The organism is Vagococcus allomyrinae, assembly GCF_017829975.1.
Lineage (GTDB): Bacteria > Bacillota > Bacilli > Lactobacillales > Vagococcaceae > Vagococcus_D > Vagococcus_D allomyrinae.
Window position 1 is genome coordinate 104,044 of sequence record NZ_JAEEGA010000017.1, and the last position, 19,276, is coordinate 123,319.

Sequence of the window (19,276 nt, forward strand, 5' to 3'; positions counted from 1 at the left end):
CGATTAGTTTTCACTCCTTAATAGGATTTATCACAATTAATTACCGTTAGAGTTGCTCATTTATACTTTTGAGTATTTAAAAGCGGTTCCGATTGAAACATCACATAAAAAGGCAATTTCTCTAATCGTCTTTTTCTCTGTATTATAAAGGCGATATATCTTGTCAATTAACTCTGACCCAATTGTTGGCCGTCCCACTACAATCCCTTTTTCTTGTGCTTTACGAATTGACACAACCGTTCTTTTTTTGATAATCGTTTCTTCCAAAAGAGCCAAATGATAAATCTCAAAAAAATACTCGTCATCTGATAACAAATTTGACTGATCTTTTTGAATAAAATGCAAAATCTTGTCATGCTCTGCTACCACTTTTAAACTAGGTAATAACTGGACTAATTGTAAACCAATAGCCTCTACGGAGGGAATCATGATGTCATCTGCTAGATGCTCTCTGATCACCAAATTAAAGTCATTTGTCGAAACTTTATCAAAGGGCAATACGATCACCTCATCACATCCCACAAGTAGCTCAAGACTGTCTTCCCCATAGCCTTCACTAATAATTCCGATTTTCATTTTCTTTCCATCCCTTTCCAGATCTTTATTTCTTAAAATCGTTCTGCCGCTTCCAATGGAAAAAGTCGGAGGACAACTTTCCCAGCAATCTCGCTTTTCTTAATTAAGCCATAATCCCGACTATCTGTCGTATACGGCCGATTATCTCCTAACACCAGATAATGACCGTCAGGAATTTTAGCCTCTGTGACAATTTCCCCAAGCGTCACATTCGCTGTAAAGTTTTTTCCTTTCGCTTGATACTCATTAATTTTATCAACAATAAATTTTTCATCTACTGGTTGCTCATCAATCAAAAGCGTGTCATCCTGATATCGGATTTTTTCCCCTGGTAACCCAATAATTCGACGAAAACCTTCTTCAAGCCCATTGTTAAGAAGTACCATATCAAATCGGTTAAGCTCACTTCGTCTTTGAACAACGAGCACATCTTTATTCCGCAAAGAAGGCATCATACCATATCCACTAACTTGTTTTACGGAATAAAATAAGGTCGTCCCCCCCATAAGCAACAATAGAATCCCACTTAACACCAGTGCGAATAACTTAATCTCGCCCCAAAAGGGCAAAACAAGCTTTTTCTTGGGCTGCTTTTTTGTTCGGTGATGGGTCTTTTTTTTTAGTTTACTCGGTCTTCTTTGCAATTTTTTACGCTTTTTTGTGGGTCTGTTTTTTCTGGTATGCTTTTTCTGTCTAGTTTTTTTCAAACAATCAGATCCTGTTTCCTTTATAATGATCGCCTTACTTTGAGACGCTTAATAGACGAACTGTTCCATCGGGGTTCATCTCTACTTATTATTTTTCTGACTGTAACGCTGATTCATCCACTTTAAAGAACTTAAAAGCCTGCCTTTGATGGCCAGTTGTTTTCTCAATATCTGTCAATGACTCTGCGATTACGTCAGGATCGGTATACAATTGCGTTGCGCGACGACTAATGTTAATCCCTAATTCAGACATCGAAGAATAGTAACGATTTAAAGCCCTTTGCCCTTCAATGGTATTTAAAGTATTGGCTTTTTTCACACTATAACCTGCCAAAGATGTCACAATAAACGTGATGGTTTGTTTACTTTTGGCTTCATCTGTTTCCCCTGACTGAATGGCCTCCAATTCTTGTTGCAAATCTCGCAAATAGTAGAAACCATCGGTAATGTTTTGCGTGTCCTCAACCGATAAATTAGTTGATTGGTAATACGTGATATAATATGAACCACCAGCAAAACTCACGGCCAACAACAAAAAGATAATAATATTACGGCGTGCTTTTTTTCGCTTAACTTTCATTTTATCTAGCTCATTGGCTAATTTTTTCTTTTTACGTTTATTTTTCGTTTTAATCGGCTGAGCTTTTTTTATGCCTTTACCTTGAGAAATAAAGGAGGCTATAAAATAGAGGATAAAAATTAGTGAGATAATCGCCAATGATATCCCGACCATAAAGGCCCACTGTAAAATTTCCATTATTATCTACTCCTATTTATCTCTTCTTGCCAGACGACTTTCTACTTGAAAATTTTGCTTCAGATTTGCCATTGGCTTTCTTTTGGCCTTTTTGCACCATTCTGACACTCACAAAGATAACAATCACGACAACTAATATTCCGCCAACAATTAATGCCACCATTTTCCAGTCCAACCCACGATCTTGGACAAGTCCAACATCTCGCTTATTATATTTATCAGCTTCTTCTTTGGTAATCTTAAAATCAAGTTTTTTTTCCCATTTCTGATCATCAATTGTTGCCAGTACATTGGCAGTGTAATCCCCCGGAATCATCTGTTCCCCGTTCATCGACACGAAGAAGTCCATTTGTGAATTAGGGGCAATTGACATCCCCGTTTGTTTACGTTCATATAAAACCTCTTGAGCGCCTTTTTTCATGATTTGCGTTTCGATCGCCAGTTTATTAGTCACTAAAAAGGGTTGGATGTTTGACAAATTAATGACTACGGAATTACGAAAATTTCGTTGTGAGCCTGACGCTTTATTTATCTGAATTTCTGGTGGAACATCGGCTTCGTTATTTTTTAGCACCATTGCTACTACATAAGAATACTCATTTTTGACCGTTGCTCCTTGTGCCACCTCACCGGTCTCCTGATTGGCTTTCCGCATTTGAATACCGCCTAAAACTACTCCTTCAAATGAGGTTGCCGGCATTTTAATCGTCAGTTCTAAATTCTTAACTTCGCCACCAGCTAGTTCCACTGATTCTGGCCCACTGACTATTTCTTCAAAAGGAAATTTTAATGATGCATCATTTTCAATTTCTGTCACACCATATTCAATCACCCCATTAGGATTAGTTTTTGTGCCATTTAACAATACATCCACAGCTATTTTTTCTTTTCCCGGATTACTTAAGGTAATATTAACCACTTGTTCTTGTCCTGGAGACAAAACTAAATCAAAATAACCTTTATTCGTCCCTAACTGATTTTCTGGGTATTCCACTTTATAGTTAAAGCCAACAACATTTTCAGTAGTTTCATCTGCAAGAACTCTCCCTGGGAAGAATAACCCCACTATCATTATTCCCGCCATGCTCACTACTACCATTAATCGTTTCATTGCCTGTGTAATCATTTCATCGTCCTCACTCTTTTTTATCTACCATCCCTTTAGGGAGTAACGCTATTTTCGGATACCCGGTTTAATTCGAACGGACCACCAAAAAAATTAGAAAAGTAAAGCTGATGATTGATCCATCAGCTTTACAAAAATAACTCATTTAGTGACTAAACACCTGGAACGTTAGAGATAGACCATTCGATAACCGCAACGTAATCCCCACCAGCCATTGAAGAAGCTGTATTAGCAGGAATAGCTAATTGAACTGAGCTATCAGTTGTATCAGTCATGTCGCCGACTTGATCAGATGAACCATATTCAACAGCCCACATACCTTTACCCGCTTTATCAAGATTTTTAGCAGTCGCAACTGGTTTAGTTTCGCCTAATGACAATTCAAAATTGCTAACAAAATCTGGCGTCGTACCTGTTGCACCTGTTGCAGTATTTGACCAAGGATTAGCAAATGAAATAGTCGAACCATTTAATACATTCGTTCCTTGTGTAAATTGTGTTTTTAATTGAGCAGAGACAGTATAGCCATTAGCATCTGTACGTAAGTCACCAAATTGTAAAAGAGCACCACGTTTTTGAGCGCCATCAGCATCTGTGTATGAGTTCGCTGCAGCAAAAGCCGTTACTTCTTTAGTCGCTGTTTTGACTGTGCCAAAGCTTAGTCCAGGAGCATGAGAAATTTCTAAAGGTCCCATGTCTGTATTTGGGTTTTCGATAACATCTGGTAATTCATCAACTGGTAATTTTTTATCTGGATCTTCCGGGTCAGTTAACCCATCTTCTGTGTCGATTTTACCATTTTCAACTTTTACAGTACCGTTTGTGTCCATTGGATCCATTGGAGCTGCTGATACAACAGAACCTCCTAAAAATAGTGTTGCTAGTGCTACTGCGCATAATGATTTTGCTTTCATTATATTATTTCCTCCTATATAGTGTTTTTTTATTATTCACAGTCATTACGACTGAAACAAACATCTTCTGTGTTCAGGTTTTTTTATGGCGTTGCCTGCAAAATCCATGTTAATTCTGTTTGATAGTCACCAGGTAAAATATCGGTTTTATCTGGCACTGATAAAGTGATAGCTGAATTACTATAGGCTTGTTTATTGTACAAGCTGTCAGTTACAGCTTTACCATCTTTCCCCTTTAGAGGCGTTAAACTATTTTCCTGATTATTCTCATTGGCTTCTGAAGCACCAAATGACATTAACCAAGTGCCATTCCCAGCTCCTTTTGCGGCCGTAGCCACTTGATAGGAACTGCCAATTTCATCAACTGAGATGGTGTCTCGGAAAACAGACGGAGCGATTCCAGTCCCACCAGAATTGGCCCACCCTTTATCAAACGATAATCTAGCACCATTTAGCTCAATGCTGTCGTTATTTTTAAACTGAGTGTTTTGTTTCAATTGCAACGACCAACCAGGGGTTCCTTCTCGCAAGTCAGTGACTTGGACATACGTTCCTCTAGCAGGCGTATCGCCATAAAACAATTGAGCCAAACTCGGATAAATTCGATTTGTTTTAGTGATCTCGGCCTCAGCAAAATTAATAGCTGAAACAAAATCAATTCTCAAATCACCTTCTGTCGAAGGACTTTCGCCTGGATCGACAGGTTTTAACGGATCTTCTGGGTCAAGGGGCTCTGTCTTATCGCTCGCCTTAACGGTGACATTTCCATTTGTGCTAAAGCCAGATGATTCAGCTGAAGCAGTTAACGGACCTAACAACGAGGCAAACATAAGTGTCGCAAAGGCGGTTAAAAGGACGTTATTTTTCATACCCTTTCCTCCTTTTTAACAGATAAAATAAACCGGCTGTCAAACTGATCACCCCTAAGCCAATAAGCGAGTAATTTCTAATCACTTCACCTGTTTGTGGAAGACTTGGTTTCGGTGTCGGAGTTGGTTTAGGATCAGGGGTCGGTTCGTCCTTTTTAGGTTCTTCCACTTGATAAAAAGTGATTTTACTTGTCGACGATACTTGCCCACCATTTGATTCTACGGCCAACACATTGTTACTGACAAATCCACAAAGGAGCACGACTAAACAGAGGGTAACTCTTTTAATAGTGACTTTCATCATACATTCCTCCGTTTTCATTTATGGTGTCGCCTCCATGAATTGCCATTCAATGACACCTGTGTAAGTTCCTTTTAACACTTTAGCTTTAGATGGGTCAACAACTAACTTGAGACCATCTGATTCTTTATTTTTGCCCCATGTATCTGAAATATTGGTTACTTTCAAATTCTTTTCAGTGCTATCAGTTTCTTGATAGATTGATTGAAGACCGTCATTAAGAATCAAGGTGTCATCGCCAGAGACATATTGTAATGAATCGACTAATTGGACCGTCCCATCATCGGTATTGGTCATTTGCGATTTAAGTTTAGCTCCCAACAACCATTTTGATTTTGTGGCACGGGTGTCGTTTACGACTAAGTCCCCTTCATAGACGCCATCATCCACTTGTTTAACTTTAGCGTCATAGCTGACTGTGCCAAAATCAATCGTCGTTGGCGCAGATGACAGGTAGACAAGTCCCGTTACTTTGTAGGTAGCCGTCACTTCCGTATTATCTAGATAGAAAGCTTGCTCCTTAGCTGGACGGGTCACAATTTCAAAGCCAGCTGTTTCTAAAGCTGTCAGTTGTGTGGTAACGCCGTATTGCGGATCAGTTAAATCAACTTCATCACTGACGACTAATTTTTCACCATTTTTTTCCGTAATGGTTAACGTGTAGCCAGCCATCACTTCGTCATTTTCATTCACAAATTGAACTTTTAATGTCGAAAGTAAATTAATAACCTTTACTTTAACCGTTGTGGTGTAATCATCAAACCCTGAAGCTGATCCTGGAATCGTTAAGGATACAAGGATATTACCATCAGCTGCTACAATCGTGTCGATGTTATTTAAACCACCTAAACCGCTGACTAAAATATCATCCGTTAAATCAACAAGACCCCCTCGATCAATCTTAAAACCTGAGGCACCTGATTGCTCAATTACCCACGCTTTTAACTCAGCATCCGTCATCTCACGAATATCTTTGTACTCAACGGTTATTTCTTCTGCCGTCATGTCAATCGTGACCGGTTTATCCAAGACCACTAATTCCGCTTCAATCGTTCTGATATTAGCGGCGGCTTCACCTGTAACAGGATCAAGCGCACTATCAGAGACATCGATTTGAACGTTATGAGGCACCGCTTCTGTTGAAGCAATCGTCATTAAGCTCGCGATATCAGTCGCTGCATTATAAGCATAATTAACTTTGGCTTGACTGGCGATTGGGTTAGTATCTACCCCATCTTTAATAAAGACACTCGCATCAGGTGTGGCATCGCCTTTGACCACGTAATATTTTACGGGCGTTCCAGTCGGTGCCGTTTTATCCAAAACAATTTGTGTTGGATGTTCTGTTTTTAAATTATTAAAACCAAAAGCGTTGATCACATTGTGAGCGGTAAAATGCTTAACATCTTTTGAGGCAATCGTATAACGCCAATCACCGGCACCATCTGCTCTAACAGTAAAATCTTTGGTTGGATCATCGGTATACATCTTATTGCCTTCACCATCAAGGGCATCCATATCAAAGCTAGGATCTGTAATCGGCGTATTAACTGTATCCTCTGATCCTTTAACTAAGGCAGAAGTCGTGGCATTTTTAGGATCTTCCCACAATCGAATAAAGGTGCCTGGTCGTGCATAACCGAAAATCGTTATCGCTCCTGGATCCTCAGGATTATCCGTTGAAACACTTTGAATTTCAATACTTGGTGCTGGCACGTATTCAAATAACACACGTTGCTGACCTTGAGTAGTAAAATTCGCTATGAAACGCTCCTTAGTCTCCGTATACATAGAATTCCCGGTTTTACTCCGTAAAGCATTGCCATTATAGGTTAATTTCATATTACTCATTGGTTCATAAGCTTGGGTATAACCACCTTCTTCAGAAGTCTCCCCACCAGCTAGATTGCCAGCTGTCCACTGATAAACGTTTTGAACAGAGACATCCAAGACACCGCCATTGGTCATATAGACTAAGCCGCCAGTTCCTGCAATCGACGCCGTCTTTTGCAAGTTAACACGCTTGGCATCTGAAAATTTAAAGGATGATGACGTATTATTGAGGTACATCAAACTTTGAGCAGGATTGGTACTATCTGAACGAATGTCCAAGGTACCTTCAGCTCCTACTTTAAAATCAACACTGTTTTGTGCGTAAAATAGATGCGTTCCCGAATTCCCCATTTGACTTCCCTTTAGATTCATCGTTCCATTGACTTGAATTGTTCCACCCGCCATGTAGACTGGATTGACATTGTAATTGTTATTAACACTACCTGTGTAACCAACTGTTTCCAAATCAACTGTGGCATTTTTAGCTACTTGTAATTTAGAATTAGCATTTTGTAGATAAATAATATTGGGATAACTAGTATCTGTTGATGTCGCTTTGAAAGAAGCCCCACTATCAACAATCAAACTACCTACTTCAATGTAGACAACTGAGTTTGTCCCTTGACCTGCATTACCACCTCCAGAACGATGTAGTTCTACATTAGCACCTTCTTCAATTTTAAAATTGCTTTCAGTACCCGAACCATTCTGAAGATGAACTACCGGTCCTCTAGTTGATGAAATATACACATTGGCATCCTTTTTAAAAACCGCCGATGACCCTGATATGGTTTGGTTATTGTTATTATTAACATTCCACGTTCTAATCGTCGTACCATCCTTACGCTTAGAGGTATAGGAATCTTCTTGACGAATATCAATGGTTCCTTCGAATTCCATTTTAGACAAAGGCGATTCAATTAACTGAGCCCCGCGATTGGTAAAATTATGGTATCGCATCATTTGATTTGGTTCTGCACTGTTGCCAATATCGTAATACTCAGCCATTCCCCAATAATTACCATGATAGGTATTCATGTTTTGCCATGTAATGTCCCAATTAACGTCACCACTTCTCGGTGCTTGAACTGTATAGTCATAAAAACAAAACGTAATAGCCCCCACATCTAACGTATAGCCATCGCCTTCAACCATGACTTCCCGCGCTACGCCTTGAGCATTCATATAAATCCAAATGGTTCCACCAGACGCATTATTGTACGTTCGAGCATTGGTGACGTAATCCACCCCATTATTGTACGTTGGTACACGGAACCTTAAATTAACTGAACTGCCCGCGACAATATCAGTGACGAACTGAATATCAGTGATACTGATCATGCCAATACCTCCAACTAGTTCTTCAAAGGTATCCACTAGATAAATCGTTCGTGCCTTTTCGCCAATTTCTAACTTAGCATTCGTTGCATTTGCCCCAGTTAATCCTTTGTTTTCACTTGGGATACTGGAATTTGCTAAATAAATATTAGGGAAAAAGAACGGCGCATATAGATTAGTCGTTTTAACATCGATGTTTTGCAACGTTATATTCCAATGGCTTGCGGTATTGACACTGCCGTTGGAAAAACCAATCGCCAGATTGCCAAAATCAAAGGTATAACCTCCACCATCGATAATCAGCGTTCTTGAGATACTGGCCTTTTCCACAAAGAAATAGACGATCCCTGCATCGCTATCAACAGAAGCTTTGTCAAAAATACCAGCCACATTCATTAATGTGCCAGACAAACTTATGTCATTTTTCAACGTAATCGTCGTCACACTGGCATCTCCTAAAGCCGTTGCAAATTCTTCCCAATCCCCAACTTCAGCAACACCTGCTGCTTGAAGATTAATTGATGTCGTTTTCGCTTCTAACGAAGACGACTCTTGAGATTCAGTTGTTTCTATTGCCTCAGGTGTGCTTGTGCTAGTGTATTTCCCAGTATCACTAAATGATAATTCAGGCAAGGAGCTCATGCTTGAGGAGTCTGTCATTAACGATGAATCAACCACCCCATCCTGATTAATCACTTCTTTAGCAGATAGCATTGTGGTTTTAGAAAAGCCATATAAAGACGCCCCCAACACTGTTGACACTCCCAACCCAATGGTTAATATTTTAAATCCCTTATTATTAAATCTCACGCTTATTTTTCCTCCTTTCCTCTATAATTTCGTGACACTTATACCGTCATCCTTGTCACGTTTGTTCACAATATTTTGATTAGTTCAAAATACCCTGTCCTAAGACAGTATCTATTTCAATTAGTTGCTTTTAACAACTAAATGAAACCATTTTAATCACTACCTCTACTACTTTAAACAAGGAAAGTCAGCTCCCATAACACAACGGAGCCTCACTAACACATTCCATCAGTCTTCAATAACTGATGGAGTACTGCCATCCATATTTTTTCGAATGTACTTATGAACGGTTCCCAAAGAAACTTGACAAATTTCCGCAATTTCTCTCATCGATTTGCCTTTTTTTTCAAACAAGAAGACAATCTTACTAATAATTTCATCTTCAACTCGAGGACGCCCAGTCATGCGACCTTCCAACTTGGCTTGTTCCAAACTTGTGCGAATCAAATACTTCCGATGTTTTTCTTCCATATCCAGCACTAATAGGACACTCTCATAAAAATGTGGCATGACGGCTGTGTCCAGTTTATCTTGTAGACTAATCAGCCGAATCTCATGCTCTTTCAATTGTTCCAGTAACTTCTTAAATTCTTTAACCCCTTTGGCAAATGCTCGTAAATCGTACACCAGTAGCTGGTCCTCTGGCTGAAGAATATGACTAAGCCTTTCTAACTCATTGCTACTAGCTAACTCCGTCTCCTCAATAAATACCTCTTCACATTTATACGCACCTAACATTTTTAACTGTTCAAGAGTTGAAACTGGGTATTCTTTTCTTATGTAGGCATACAGCATCACTCATCCGCTCCTTTCTTCTCTGATTACGAGTATTGAGAAAAGATACCTATCATTGTCATTTTGTATCCACATTCAACAATAGATCAAATTTTAAAAATAAGTTCGTAATCTTCTATTTATTTTTGATTTAATAAACAAATCAAGATGTTTTGAAATAACAAAAACTATAGTTAATGATAAAAGCAAATATTACGCCAAAAAGCCCCTATCTTGATTTTAAGAATCCCCTTATGACGGGATTTATCAAAATCAAAAGACAGGAGTAACGGACGTTATTCTGAAATAATAAAAACTATAGTTTATTATAATTCAAAGTGGATGTCAACAAGAAATTAATAGTTATTTTTTGAACTGTTATAAACCCTCTTCTTCAGCAATAGAGATCGCTTAACAAGGGCTGAAAAGATGCAGTTTATCCAATTTTTTTGTTGTATAATATTTTTATTACCCACTTTTTTACAAAAAAAAAGACAACATTTATTACAGACAGTCAGTGTTTTTTTTAAGCAATCACCCCATCCTAACTGTTTCTAATAAACGATATTTAATTAACACAAAATAAGTTTAGAAGGAGATTAATCTTATGACAACAGTTGGCTACATGCGTGTTAGTACCCATCAACAAAAGTTTGACTCACAGCTCGCCGCCTTGGAAAACTACGGCGTTGATCAGTTATTTAAAGAATACGAAAGTGGACGTAATACTTCTCGAACGGAATTAAACAAAGCTTTGGCTTCCCTCAGCCCTGGCGATACCTTCGTTATCTTCAAATTGGATCGGTTAGCTCGAACAACCAAGCAACTACTGGTACTTTTAGAACGGTTTGATAAACAAAATATTCAGTTTGTCAGTATTCAGAACAATATCGATACTTCAACCGCTATGGGACGTTTCTTTTTTACCGTAATGGGCGCTTTTGCAGAAATGGAAGCCGAATTAATTCGAGAACGAGTCATGGCTGGACTTGATGCGGCCAAAGAAAACGGCGTGCAACTAGGGCGCCCTCCTGAAAAAAGTAAAGTTGGCAAAGCTATCGATTTATATCAAACCACTGATTTACCGATTGCCGAAATTTCCAAAACCTGTGACGTGTCTATTCCTAACTTGTATTATCATTTAAAACAGGGAAATCTTCCACTCAGACGACAAAAAAATTAGACACGTCACTCGTCAAACGACCAATAACATATTGCATTAAAAAACGTTCATTTTAAATCTTTTGTCCTAATTCTCGACATTTTTCAAGAATTATTTTTCACAAAGTTGTAGTATTATTAAGCTATTAATCATAAGGAGGTCCTTACGTGGCAATTATCGGTTACGCACGTGTTAGTACCACTCATCAAAAGCTAGATACGCAACTTTCCGCCTTTGATAACTATGGTGTTGACTATGTCTACAAAGAATACGACAGTGGTCGAAAAAAAAATCGCCCTGTTTTGGAAGAGATGCTTAAGCATCTAACTTCGGGAGATACATTGGTTATTCTTAAACTAGATCGTTTAGCTAGAGGAACTCAACATTTACTAAAACTACTCGACTTCTTCGAGACAAACGACATTAATTTTGTCAGTATCGACAATCACATCGATACGTCCACCCCTATGGGAAAACTTGTATTTACTATCATGGGGGCCTTTGCAGAGATGGAGGCCTCCCTAATTCGCGAACGGGTCGTTGCTGGAATCGAAGTTGCTCGGCAAAACGGTGTTCAATTAGGTCGACCAACCAAAACCGACAATATCGAACGAGCTCTTTACCTTTACGAACATACCGATCAAGAAATTAGTCAAATCGCTGACGAATGTGAAATCACCCCACCCACCTTGTATCGGCATTTAGCCAAGAGAAGTATGGCTCTTCGCCGCTAACACAATAAAGGAGATGTTTAGTATCAATTATTTAATCATTTACAAAGAACATTTTTCCACACCAAAAGAAGAAACAGCATTCGATAGCGCTTTGTCAGTCATTTGCCAACAAAGAATCCAACTGTTCCCTCACACGTGGTTATTAACATCATCAAGCTTTGACTCCAGCGATGATCTCTACTTTGCTATTCAACAATTTGACTCTGTCGAAAGCCGTTATCTGCTAGTAATTGAAATTAAAGCCAATTATTTCGGCTATTTGCCACAACATCAGTGGCAACATATCAATCAAGCACTGGCTAATTAATGAGGCGAAAATTCTTTAACAAATAGCGCATTTTCAATAAAGTGAAATAATTGCTTAAGTTGGGCCCCATCTTCTAGATCACTCATATAAAAATAAGATTTAGAGGGAAATGTACCCTCGTAACTATCAGACACAATAATATCTGCTTCTGACGCATTTTGAGTGAATTTTAAGACGTTAGGATTAAAAATATTGCCTAATTTTTCTTTAACTAGAGGCTCAGCCATGATGTTTTTCGACAGTTGCATGGCAATGGTAAGCTCCTTCTGTTCTTTTTCATGCAACGAAAAACTGATGACCCCTTTCAGCATCTCATCATACTCCTTTGGTACATGATGATCCGCATTAAACTCCTGATAGAAGTCTGATACGCGCTTGACTAGTCCGGTATTTTCATGCCCTATATCATAAACATTAGCTTTACGAAGAACCCCAAATTCTTCTGGCAGATCAATATTAAAATAATTAGCGTAAACAAAAAAAATGGTGCTGTGATAATAAAATTGATCGAGGTTTTTCTTTGAAAGTACAGCACCAAAATGAGCCAAACTTTTTTCTACTAGCTCTCGACTCTCAACCGCCAAAGGAGTCTTTAGTTTTAACAATTCCTTCACAATTTCATGCTTTTGTTCTTCATTATCTAAGTCAGGAATCTTTAAACGCATCATAAAGTTAAAATAATAACGCTCATTGGTCATGTCTTGTTGCAAAGCTATCTCATCAAAAAAAGAAAACTCTTGTGACAAATCATTCACACGTATAAATGTCTCAGCTATCAAAGAAATCTCTTCATTCATCGTGATAAACTTGCCTTGCTCAATCCTGGTTCGACTTATCCCTGCCATATACAGAATTTGTGCTTGCTTCGTTGGCAATAGCTCATCACCAAAAAACTGACTTTCGGACTTAGAAGTTGTAGCCACACCCTTTAGCGGTTTGGGCACCTCCAATCCCTTATAGAAATTCCAATAAAAATAATAAGTAAACAGGCGCAATCTGCGTTCCTTATAGATCAAATTTAAATCCGAGGGGTTATCAATAAAAGAAAAAGACATATCAAACTTCTCAATAATCGGTTCCAATGTGTATAAATACCGGTATAAATTAGGAGGACTCAAATAAAGTTCATCTGCTAATTCCTGAATATTATCGTACTTGCGATTTAATAAGCGATTAAGAATATCAAACTCAACCGAATTACGAATATAGTTTAAGCGCAGATAGTCAACAAGGAAATTCATCGGCGTTGATCCGGTTAAATGAATAGAAAAAACGCCGGCTTTCTTATCAAAATCCAGATCGTCACCTAAAGATAAACTGAGACAATCTTTTTTCAAATCATCAAAATGTCGCGTAATGGTCCTACTTGATAAACCGAAATGCTCAGCAAGTTCAGTGACTGGAGCACTCAATTCGTTGGAGGCTAAATATCTTAATAGCTGAACTTTCGCTGCCTCTGTTTTTGATAAAAATGTCACCATATGCCCTACCCCTTTTTGGTTGATAAAATACCACAGGTTTATTGTTAAACTATTCACCATGATTCGTCAAGGGAATTGCTTTAGCCATTGCTAAGTCAGCAAAACACCCCTACTCAGTTCATTTTATCACACCAACACGAAAATCAGACCGATTCTGATAGACACCAGAATCGATCTGATTTATTTTACGCTCTGAGCCCGCTTATTCGCAACCGCTCGCCACCATTATATTCACGTCATTCGAATAATTAAACTGCTATCTTAGCCAGTAAATCATGAATCATGCGGCGAGCTTCCTCAATAATCGGCAGGTCTGCTTCCGTTATTTGCGGCAAAGGCAGACGGGCCTTACCGATTTCCATCCCATCTAAAGCCAATATCTTTTTCATCACATCGTATAAATTACCGTCACAAGACACCATTTTGAAAATGATTTGATTGATCGCATACTGTAGTTCAAGCGCTTCTGCTAATTTATTTTCCTTAATCAACTGATCCGCCTTCAAATACGCTTCTGGCATAACGCCATAGGTACCACCAATGCCTCCATCCGCGCCCATTGTTCGACCGCCAACAAACTGCTCATCAGGACCATTAAACACGACAATCTCTCGGTGACTATTTAGTTTGAAATTGTTAATGTCCATGACAGGCATCGATGAATTTTTCACACCAACAACTTGCTCCCGGGTTAACATTTTATTCAACAGTTCCACTGTTAGTCCGTACCCTGTTGTTTGGGGAATGTTGTAAATAATAAAATCCAGATTGGTCGCTTCTGCCATACTTGCCCAATAATCTTCAATGGCATCTTCTGGCAATACAAAGTAAATTGGGGGAATCGCTGCTAAAGCGTCGACCCCCAAAGATTCAGCATGCTTAGCCAAGGCCACGCTATCACGAGTGGAAGGAGAGGCAATATGAGCAATAATCGTCATCTTACCACCGACAGCTGCCATGACATTTTCCAATACTAACTTGCGCTCTGACACTGTCTGATAAATACACTCACCAGAACTGCCGCCAACGTACAAGCCTTTGACACCTTTTTCCAAGTAATACTTGGCCAACTTTTGAACTCGTTCCGGACTCACTTCACCTTGTTCATCGTAACACGCGTAAAACGCCGGGATTATACCTTTATATTTCTCTAAGTCTCTCATGATCTGCTCCTTCATTTTAGAACTCATCTTCCAATGATTTCGTAATAACATCAATGGTCCGGTCCATTTTATAACTATAGGCTTCCTTCTCAAGCAACAACGTTGAAATAATGTCAACAATGTACATCGTTGCAAATTGGGAATTAATAAATCGTTTATTATCCACAAAACTACTACTATAAGACACCAAACTAATATCACTTAACTGAGCAATTTGGCTGTTACTAAAACTCGTTAAACTAACAATCGTTGCCCCAGACTTTTTGGCCAAGTTCATTGAACTCACCACTTCATTGGTTTCACCTGAAGTGGAAATGCCGATAACCAAATCATTTTTTGTCGCAATTGAACTGCTGATAATCATAAAATGGGGGTCCGTTATAGACGTCACATTAATGCCCATCCGCAACAAACGTTGAGTCAACTCCGTCGCCGTTAAGCCGGAACTCCCCACACCTAAAATCAAAATGCGCTCCGCTTTTTCAATTAACTCGACAACTGTTTCAATTTGCTTCTTTTTCGTAATTTTCCGCGTATTTTCAATCACCTTTGAATAAAACTCATAAATTTGATCGGCCTTTTTCAAGCTCATTTTTTCTGGCTCAGAGGCATTGCTTGAATTTAAACGAATTTTTAAATCGACAAAACTGCTACTATTCATTTTCTTAGCAAAACGAGTGATCGTTGCTGGTGAGGAATGGGTTAATTTGGCTAATTCCGAAATATTGATGTTTTTAATCGTTTCACTATTTTGCAATAAATAAGTGGCAATCTGTTTTTCTTTCTCGGAAAACTCGGGAAACTGATTTTGAATCTCTTCTAATATGCTCATCTCATTCACCTACTATGTCTTTGATTAAAGTGATACAAAGCGCCTAACATGCCGGCATTGTTTTGATTTTCAGCAAACGTGATGATGCTTTTATCAAACAGCGGACTAATTAGTTTCTCCGACACACTCTCTACCAGTTTATCATTTAAGTACGACTTTTGGGACATAATCCCACCACCTAAAATAATTATTTCTGGATTTAATAGGTAAATGATATTAACCAAACCGCTGGCCAAATGATCTACCAGCTCTGCAATTGCCTGAACACAGCCTCCGTCAGCTTTTTTAGCCCACTCAAAGACCTCTCGGCCATCATTCACTGACTGCTCACTTAATTGATTCGCTCGGTTCACCAAGAAAGTTGTGGAGGCCACATCTTGAAAATAATGATCGCCTACCGACATATAGCCAACTTCTCCCGCCGTTAGACCGACCCCCTTAACCAGTTGGCCATCAATCATCACCGCACCACCAACCCCTGTACCGATGGTTAAACAAACGATGGAGCGGTAACCTTGACCGGCCCCTCGCCAAAGTTCTGCCAAGCAAGCCGCATTAACGTCATTTTCCACTTCACAAGGGACACCAAATTCTGATTCGAGAACGTCTTTAAACGCCGTGCCTGTATAATTAGGGATCGTGTAACCTGAGTAAATAACGCTGCCACGATCACTGTCAATCACTCCCGCACTGGAGATCGCAATCCCCTCAATATCGCTGAAACCTTTGACTGTCCGAATTAACTCCTGAACCGTCTGAATAATCCCTTGTTGATCGGCATTTGTAGGAACACTGGGATAGGAAGCAATCAACTGACCTTCTTGAGAATACAGCCCATGTTTAATACTTGTTCCACCAATATCAAAGCAAAGAATTGCCACAGCCATCGCCACCTATCCCTTTATTTTAAACACAGCTTTGCTAACAGTCATTGACACTCCTGTGGAAATACCTGTCTTATGTCCCTCATTTGGGAAAATAACCAAACGTTCCCCTGGCTCTAGTTTCCAATAATTATCGCTATCCGCTTGAAACTCATAAGAATCGTTGACTTTGTCAACATTCTCTTTTTTTAATCCTTCAGTAGCAGCAAACCCAACACTCTCTTGCCCTTTTAGAAGAACGTGAACATCCAGATGATGCTCATGAGCTTCCCAGTTTCGTTCTATTTCTTTCGCCGTCTCATATGAAAAGATTGCCACAGTCAAACTCTCTGTAAGTTGATGACGACCAGCCGCCAGTTCCCCTCTCTCAATTCTGACGATTGTTTTTTCAATCAGCGATAAATCTGGCAATATTTCCTCGTAGTAATGCCCTTCGCTCTGTTTAAAATAAATCATCGGTTCCCTCCTTGTTAACACCCTTATCTAATTACTTTAAAATAACCGATTTCTTGGTATTGTCTTCGATAATTCGATTGCCATTTTCAGTAAAGCTATCCAAAGCCTCTTGAGCCGATTTATCCCCAGTAAAGAGAGCTTGTAATTCAGGGAAAAAGGCATTTCTTAATTCAACATAGCCCGGTGTGTTATTAGAAAAATTAATGATATTGTCAGAGTTTTGATTGTAGGCATTTAGGTAAGGCATTTCACCCTCTAACTGACTAATCACAGATTCACGAACTGGCAACGTATTTTTTGATGCCTTCACTAGTTCTTCATCTGTTGAATAGAACTTAACAAAATCTTTAGCCGCATCAATTCGTGCTTGATCTCCCGTATCAAATACAACGGAACTCGTCACATAAGTGAAGGAAATCGGTTGATCTTTGCCAGGTATATTAGCTAAACGCATATCAAATTTTTCGACCTTACCATCTTCCATATCCTTAGCAATCCCATTAAACAAGACACTATTGGTAAAGTTAATCGCTGTTTGTTTGTTTTGGAACATGGCATTCACATCATTACTAGTTAAGGTTTCGGCGCCTTTAGTAGTTAGCCCATCTTCTCTCAGTTGATCAATGTATTCCAAGGCTTCCACACCAGAGTCTTCATTGACAACAATCTTACCGTCTTTATCAAAAAAGGTATTGCCAAACATCCGCATATAAGACATGTTCCACGTATCGCCTTGATTATTTTTAGCAAATAAACCAAATGGTGCCACATCTTTATTTTTGGCTTTTAGCGTTTCAGCAATCGTTCTTAAATCCTCTGTGGACCAATTGGCAATCTCATGTTCGCCAGCTAAGTATTTATCTAAACCGGCTGCTTTAAACATGTCGGCATTATAGACCAAGGTTCCTGGATTGTGACCAAAAGGATAAAAATAGGTTTTATCTGCAATCGTTACATTATCCCAAATCGACGCCGAAATATCGCTTTTTGTTTCCTCATCAATAATGTCATCCAGTGGGGCTAACACCCCCATATGAGCGTACTCACTTAAAGCAAAGCTAGAGTCAAAAAACATATCAGGAAGTTCTTTCGTTTGAATCGCCACACTCAATTTATCTGCCCGCTGCTCACCTGGAATCACTTGAACATTGATTTTAACATTCGGATTATCCGCTTCATAGCGCTTGGCTGCTTCTTTAAAGAAACTATCATAATCAGCTTTTTCCTCTGAAGCATCCATTACCCCTTTCCATTGAGGCGTCAACCACAATTCCAAGGTCACCTTATCTGACTCACCGTCTGCTTTTTTATCCGTTTTTCCACATCCTGCCATAAACAAGACAGATGATGCCAAAACAACTGCACCCATTACCAATTTGTTTGTCATTTTCATGTCGCTAACACTCCCATATTTTTATTCTTTGACAGCTCCCGCTGCAATTCCTTTAGTAAAGTACTTCTGAAATAGAATGAAAATTACGATCATCGGCAAAGCAGCCACCGCTGCACCTGCCACTTTCAATCCCATATTAGGATTGATTTCTTGCATTAATCCAGCTACCCCAACAGTTAAGGTGTTCATCTCTTTACTTCTGGCCATCAATAACTGCCATAGATAATCGTTCCAGAATGTCACAAAGTTCAGAATAAACAAGGCTCCTATTCCTGGTTTAGCAATTGGCAACATCAATTTCCAAAAAATCGTCAATTCATTGGCCCCGTCTAACTTAGCTGACTCGCGAATAGAATCTGGAATGGACTCGAAAAACGACTTCAACATAAAGACGCCAAAGCAGGCAGCCAGGTTGGGAATAATTAATGATTGATACGTATCCACCCAATTAAACGCTACCACAATTTTAAATAAGGGCACGATAAAGGTCTCTTTGGGAATCATCAATGACCCAATAAACAAAGTGAACAGAAAATTCTTTCCTTTAAAGGTCAGTTTGGCAAAGGCGTATGCGGCAGCCGATGAAAAAATGACGCTTAGGCCAGTTGTCACAAAGGAAACAAAAAAGCTATTAAAGGTCCAGCGCAAAGCTGGTTGATTATTAAAAAGTTCTTTATAGTTATCGAGGTACAATGATTTTGGCAATATATCTGGTGGCATCTTATAAATATCAGCTGATGTCTTCAAGGAGTTCGTTATTAACCAAGCAAGTGGTAGCAAACTTAAGATCGCCAAGAGCGTCACAATAATATTGACAATTAAATCCGGTTTTTCCATTTTCCCAATTTTTCTAATTAGC

19 protein-coding genes are annotated in these 19,276 nt (G+C 39.1%); 3 read left to right on the forward strand and 16 right to left on the reverse strand.

Going from position 1 to position 19,276, the window contains the following annotated elements:
• Positions 1-60 precede the first annotated feature (60 nt).
• From I6N95_RS21415 to I6N95_RS21455, 9 genes are all read right to left on the reverse strand, one after another.
• A complete protein-coding gene (locus tag I6N95_RS21415; protein ID WP_209531398.1) occupies positions 61-576 on the reverse strand; it encodes a recombinase family protein in 516 nt (171 codons plus the stop codon).
• A 32-nt stretch (positions 577-608) separates the two neighbouring features.
• The gene (gene lepB, locus I6N95_RS21420) at positions 609-1,283 is read right to left on the reverse strand and encodes a signal peptidase I (RefSeq protein WP_245249780.1); all 675 of its coding nucleotides are present in this window, start codon (positions 1,281-1,283) and stop codon (positions 609-611) included.
• An 88-nt stretch (positions 1,284-1,371) separates the two neighbouring features.
• Positions 1,372-2,040 (reverse strand): hypothetical protein, encoded by a 669-nt coding sequence (locus tag I6N95_RS21425; protein ID WP_209531399.1) that lies wholly within the window; start codon positions 2,038-2,040, stop codon positions 1,372-1,374.
• Between the two features lie 16 nt (positions 2,041-2,056).
• On the reverse strand, positions 2,057-3,166 hold the full coding sequence (locus tag I6N95_RS21430; protein ID WP_209531400.1) for a WxLIP family cell surface protein: 1,110 nt from the start codon (positions 3,164-3,166) through the stop codon (positions 2,057-2,059).
• 152 nt (positions 3,167-3,318) lie between these two features.
• Positions 3,319-4,080 (reverse strand): WxL domain-containing protein, encoded by a 762-nt coding sequence (locus I6N95_RS21435; protein ID WP_209531401.1) that lies wholly within the window; start codon positions 4,078-4,080, stop codon positions 3,319-3,321.
• 83 nt (positions 4,081-4,163) lie between these two features.
• Positions 4,164-4,949, reverse strand: coding sequence for a WxL domain-containing protein (locus tag I6N95_RS21440; protein ID WP_209531402.1), 786 nt, complete (start codon positions 4,947-4,949; stop codon positions 4,164-4,166).
• Complete coding sequence (locus I6N95_RS21445; protein ID WP_209531403.1) at positions 4,939-5,250, reverse strand: LPXTG cell wall anchor domain-containing protein; 312 nt, start codon at positions 5,248-5,250, stop codon at positions 4,939-4,941. Before I6N95_RS21445 ends, I6N95_RS21440 begins: the two co-directional genes overlap by 11 nt.
• A 21-nt stretch (positions 5,251-5,271) precedes the next feature.
• Entirely contained in the window at positions 5,272-9,231 is a 3,960-nt protein-coding gene (locus tag I6N95_RS21450; protein ID WP_209531404.1) for a pectate lyase-like adhesive domain-containing protein, read from the reverse strand.
• Positions 9,232-9,459: 228 nt separating this feature from the next.
• Positions 9,460-10,026, reverse strand: coding sequence for a recombinase family protein (locus tag I6N95_RS21455; RefSeq protein ID WP_209531405.1), 567 nt, complete (start codon positions 10,024-10,026; stop codon positions 9,460-9,462).
• Between the two features lie 586 nt (positions 10,027-10,612).
• On the opposite strand from I6N95_RS21455, the gene I6N95_RS21460 reads away from it, so the two are divergent.
• The 3 genes from I6N95_RS21460 to I6N95_RS21470 all read left to right on the forward strand — a co-directional run bounded on the left by I6N95_RS21460 (position 10,613) and on the right by I6N95_RS21470 (position 12,208).
• Complete coding sequence (locus tag I6N95_RS21460) at positions 10,613-11,188, forward strand: recombinase family protein (RefSeq protein ID WP_209531406.1); 576 nt, start codon at positions 10,613-10,615, stop codon at positions 11,186-11,188.
• A 146-nt stretch (positions 11,189-11,334) separates the two neighbouring features.
• Positions 11,335-11,901: a recombinase family protein gene (locus I6N95_RS27540; protein WP_209531407.1), complete on the forward strand. Its 567-nt coding sequence runs from the start codon at positions 11,335-11,337 to the stop codon at positions 11,899-11,901.
• Positions 11,902-11,914: 13 nt separating this feature from the next.
• Positions 11,915-12,208, forward strand: a complete 294-nt coding sequence (locus I6N95_RS21470) for a hypothetical protein (protein WP_209531408.1) — start codon at positions 11,915-11,917, stop codon at positions 12,206-12,208.
• On the opposite strand, the gene I6N95_RS21475 is transcribed toward I6N95_RS21470, so the two are convergent.
• The 7 genes from I6N95_RS21475 to I6N95_RS21505 form a co-directional block, all read right to left on the reverse strand.
• Complete coding sequence (locus I6N95_RS21475) at positions 12,205-13,689, reverse strand: helix-turn-helix domain-containing protein (RefSeq protein WP_209531409.1); 1,485 nt, start codon at positions 13,687-13,689, stop codon at positions 12,205-12,207. The genes I6N95_RS21470 and I6N95_RS21475 overlap by 4 nt on opposite strands.
• Before the next feature lie 248 nt (positions 13,690-13,937).
• Positions 13,938-14,852: a dihydrodipicolinate synthase family protein gene (locus I6N95_RS21480; protein ID WP_209531410.1), complete on the reverse strand. Its 915-nt coding sequence runs from the start codon at positions 14,850-14,852 to the stop codon at positions 13,938-13,940.
• Between the two features lie 16 nt (positions 14,853-14,868).
• Positions 14,869-15,684, reverse strand: a complete 816-nt coding sequence (locus tag I6N95_RS21485) for a MurR/RpiR family transcriptional regulator (protein WP_209531411.1) — start codon at positions 15,682-15,684, stop codon at positions 14,869-14,871.
• Positions 15,685-15,689: 5 nt separating this feature from the next.
• Positions 15,690-16,571 carry an ROK family protein gene (locus I6N95_RS21490; RefSeq protein WP_209531412.1) on the reverse strand — a complete coding sequence of 294 codons (882 nt, stop codon included), beginning with the start codon at positions 16,569-16,571 and terminating at the stop codon, positions 15,690-15,692.
• Between the two features lie 6 nt (positions 16,572-16,577).
• Positions 16,578-17,024: a NanQ anomerase/TabA/YiaL family protein gene (locus I6N95_RS21495; protein ID WP_209531413.1), complete on the reverse strand. Its 447-nt coding sequence runs from the start codon at positions 17,022-17,024 to the stop codon at positions 16,578-16,580.
• A gap of 31 nt (positions 17,025-17,055) precedes the next feature.
• Positions 17,056-18,411, reverse strand: coding sequence for an ABC transporter substrate-binding protein (locus I6N95_RS21500; RefSeq protein ID WP_209531431.1), 1,356 nt, complete (start codon positions 18,409-18,411; stop codon positions 17,056-17,058).
• Positions 18,412-18,438: 27 nt separating this feature from the next.
• Positions 18,439-19,254 carry a carbohydrate ABC transporter permease gene (locus I6N95_RS21505; RefSeq protein WP_209531432.1) on the reverse strand — a complete coding sequence of 272 codons (816 nt, stop codon included), beginning with the start codon at positions 19,252-19,254 and terminating at the stop codon, positions 18,439-18,441.
• Between the last annotated feature and the right edge of the window lie 22 nt (positions 19,255-19,276).

Excerpts from the sequence above, each read along its gene's own strand:
- I6N95_RS21455 (WP_209531405.1), bottom strand. The coding sequence starts at position 10,026 with ATGCTGTATGCCTACATAAGAAAAGAATACCCAGTTTCAACTCTTGAA.
- I6N95_RS21460 (WP_209531406.1), top strand. The coding sequence starts at position 10,613 with ATGACAACAGTTGGCTACATGCGTGTTAGTACCCATCAACAAAAGTTT.
- I6N95_RS21505 (WP_209531432.1), bottom strand. The coding sequence starts at position 19,254 with ATGGAAAAACCGGATTTAATTGTCAATATTATTGTGACGCTCTTGGCG.
- I6N95_RS21435 (WP_209531401.1), bottom strand. The coding sequence starts at position 4,080 with ATGAAAGCAAAATCATTATGCGCAGTAGCACTAGCAACACTATTTTTA.
- I6N95_RS21490 (WP_209531412.1), bottom strand. The coding sequence starts at position 16,571 with ATGGCTGTGGCAATTCTTTGCTTTGATATTGGTGGAACAAGTATTAAA.
- I6N95_RS21430 (WP_209531400.1), bottom strand. The coding sequence starts at position 3,166 with ATGATTACACAGGCAATGAAACGATTAATGGTAGTAGTGAGCATGGCG.
- I6N95_RS21485 (WP_209531411.1), bottom strand. The coding sequence starts at position 15,684 with ATGAGCATATTAGAAGAGATTCAAAATCAGTTTCCCGAGTTTTCCGAG.
- I6N95_RS21445 (WP_209531403.1), bottom strand. The coding sequence starts at position 5,250 with ATGAAAGTCACTATTAAAAGAGTTACCCTCTGTTTAGTCGTGCTCCTT.
- I6N95_RS21440 (WP_209531402.1), bottom strand. The coding sequence starts at position 4,949 with ATGAAAAATAACGTCCTTTTAACCGCCTTTGCGACACTTATGTTTGCC.
- I6N95_RS21470 (WP_209531408.1), top strand. The coding sequence starts at position 11,915 with ATGTTTAGTATCAATTATTTAATCATTTACAAAGAACATTTTTCCACA.
- I6N95_RS21475 (WP_209531409.1), bottom strand. The coding sequence starts at position 13,689 with ATGGTGACATTTTTATCAAAAACAGAGGCAGCGAAAGTTCAGCTATTA.
- I6N95_RS21480 (WP_209531410.1), bottom strand. The coding sequence starts at position 14,852 with ATGAGAGACTTAGAGAAATATAAAGGTATAATCCCGGCGTTTTACGCG.
- I6N95_RS21495 (WP_209531413.1), bottom strand. The coding sequence starts at position 17,024 with ATGATTTATTTTAAACAGAGCGAAGGGCATTACTACGAGGAAATATTG.
- I6N95_RS21500 (WP_209531431.1), bottom strand. The coding sequence starts at position 18,411 with ATGACAAACAAATTGGTAATGGGTGCAGTTGTTTTGGCATCATCTGTC.
- I6N95_RS21425 (WP_209531399.1), bottom strand. The coding sequence starts at position 2,040 with ATGGAAATTTTACAGTGGGCCTTTATGGTCGGGATATCATTGGCGATT.
- I6N95_RS21415 (WP_209531398.1), bottom strand. The coding sequence starts at position 576 with ATGAAAATCGGAATTATTAGTGAAGGCTATGGGGAAGACAGTCTTGAG.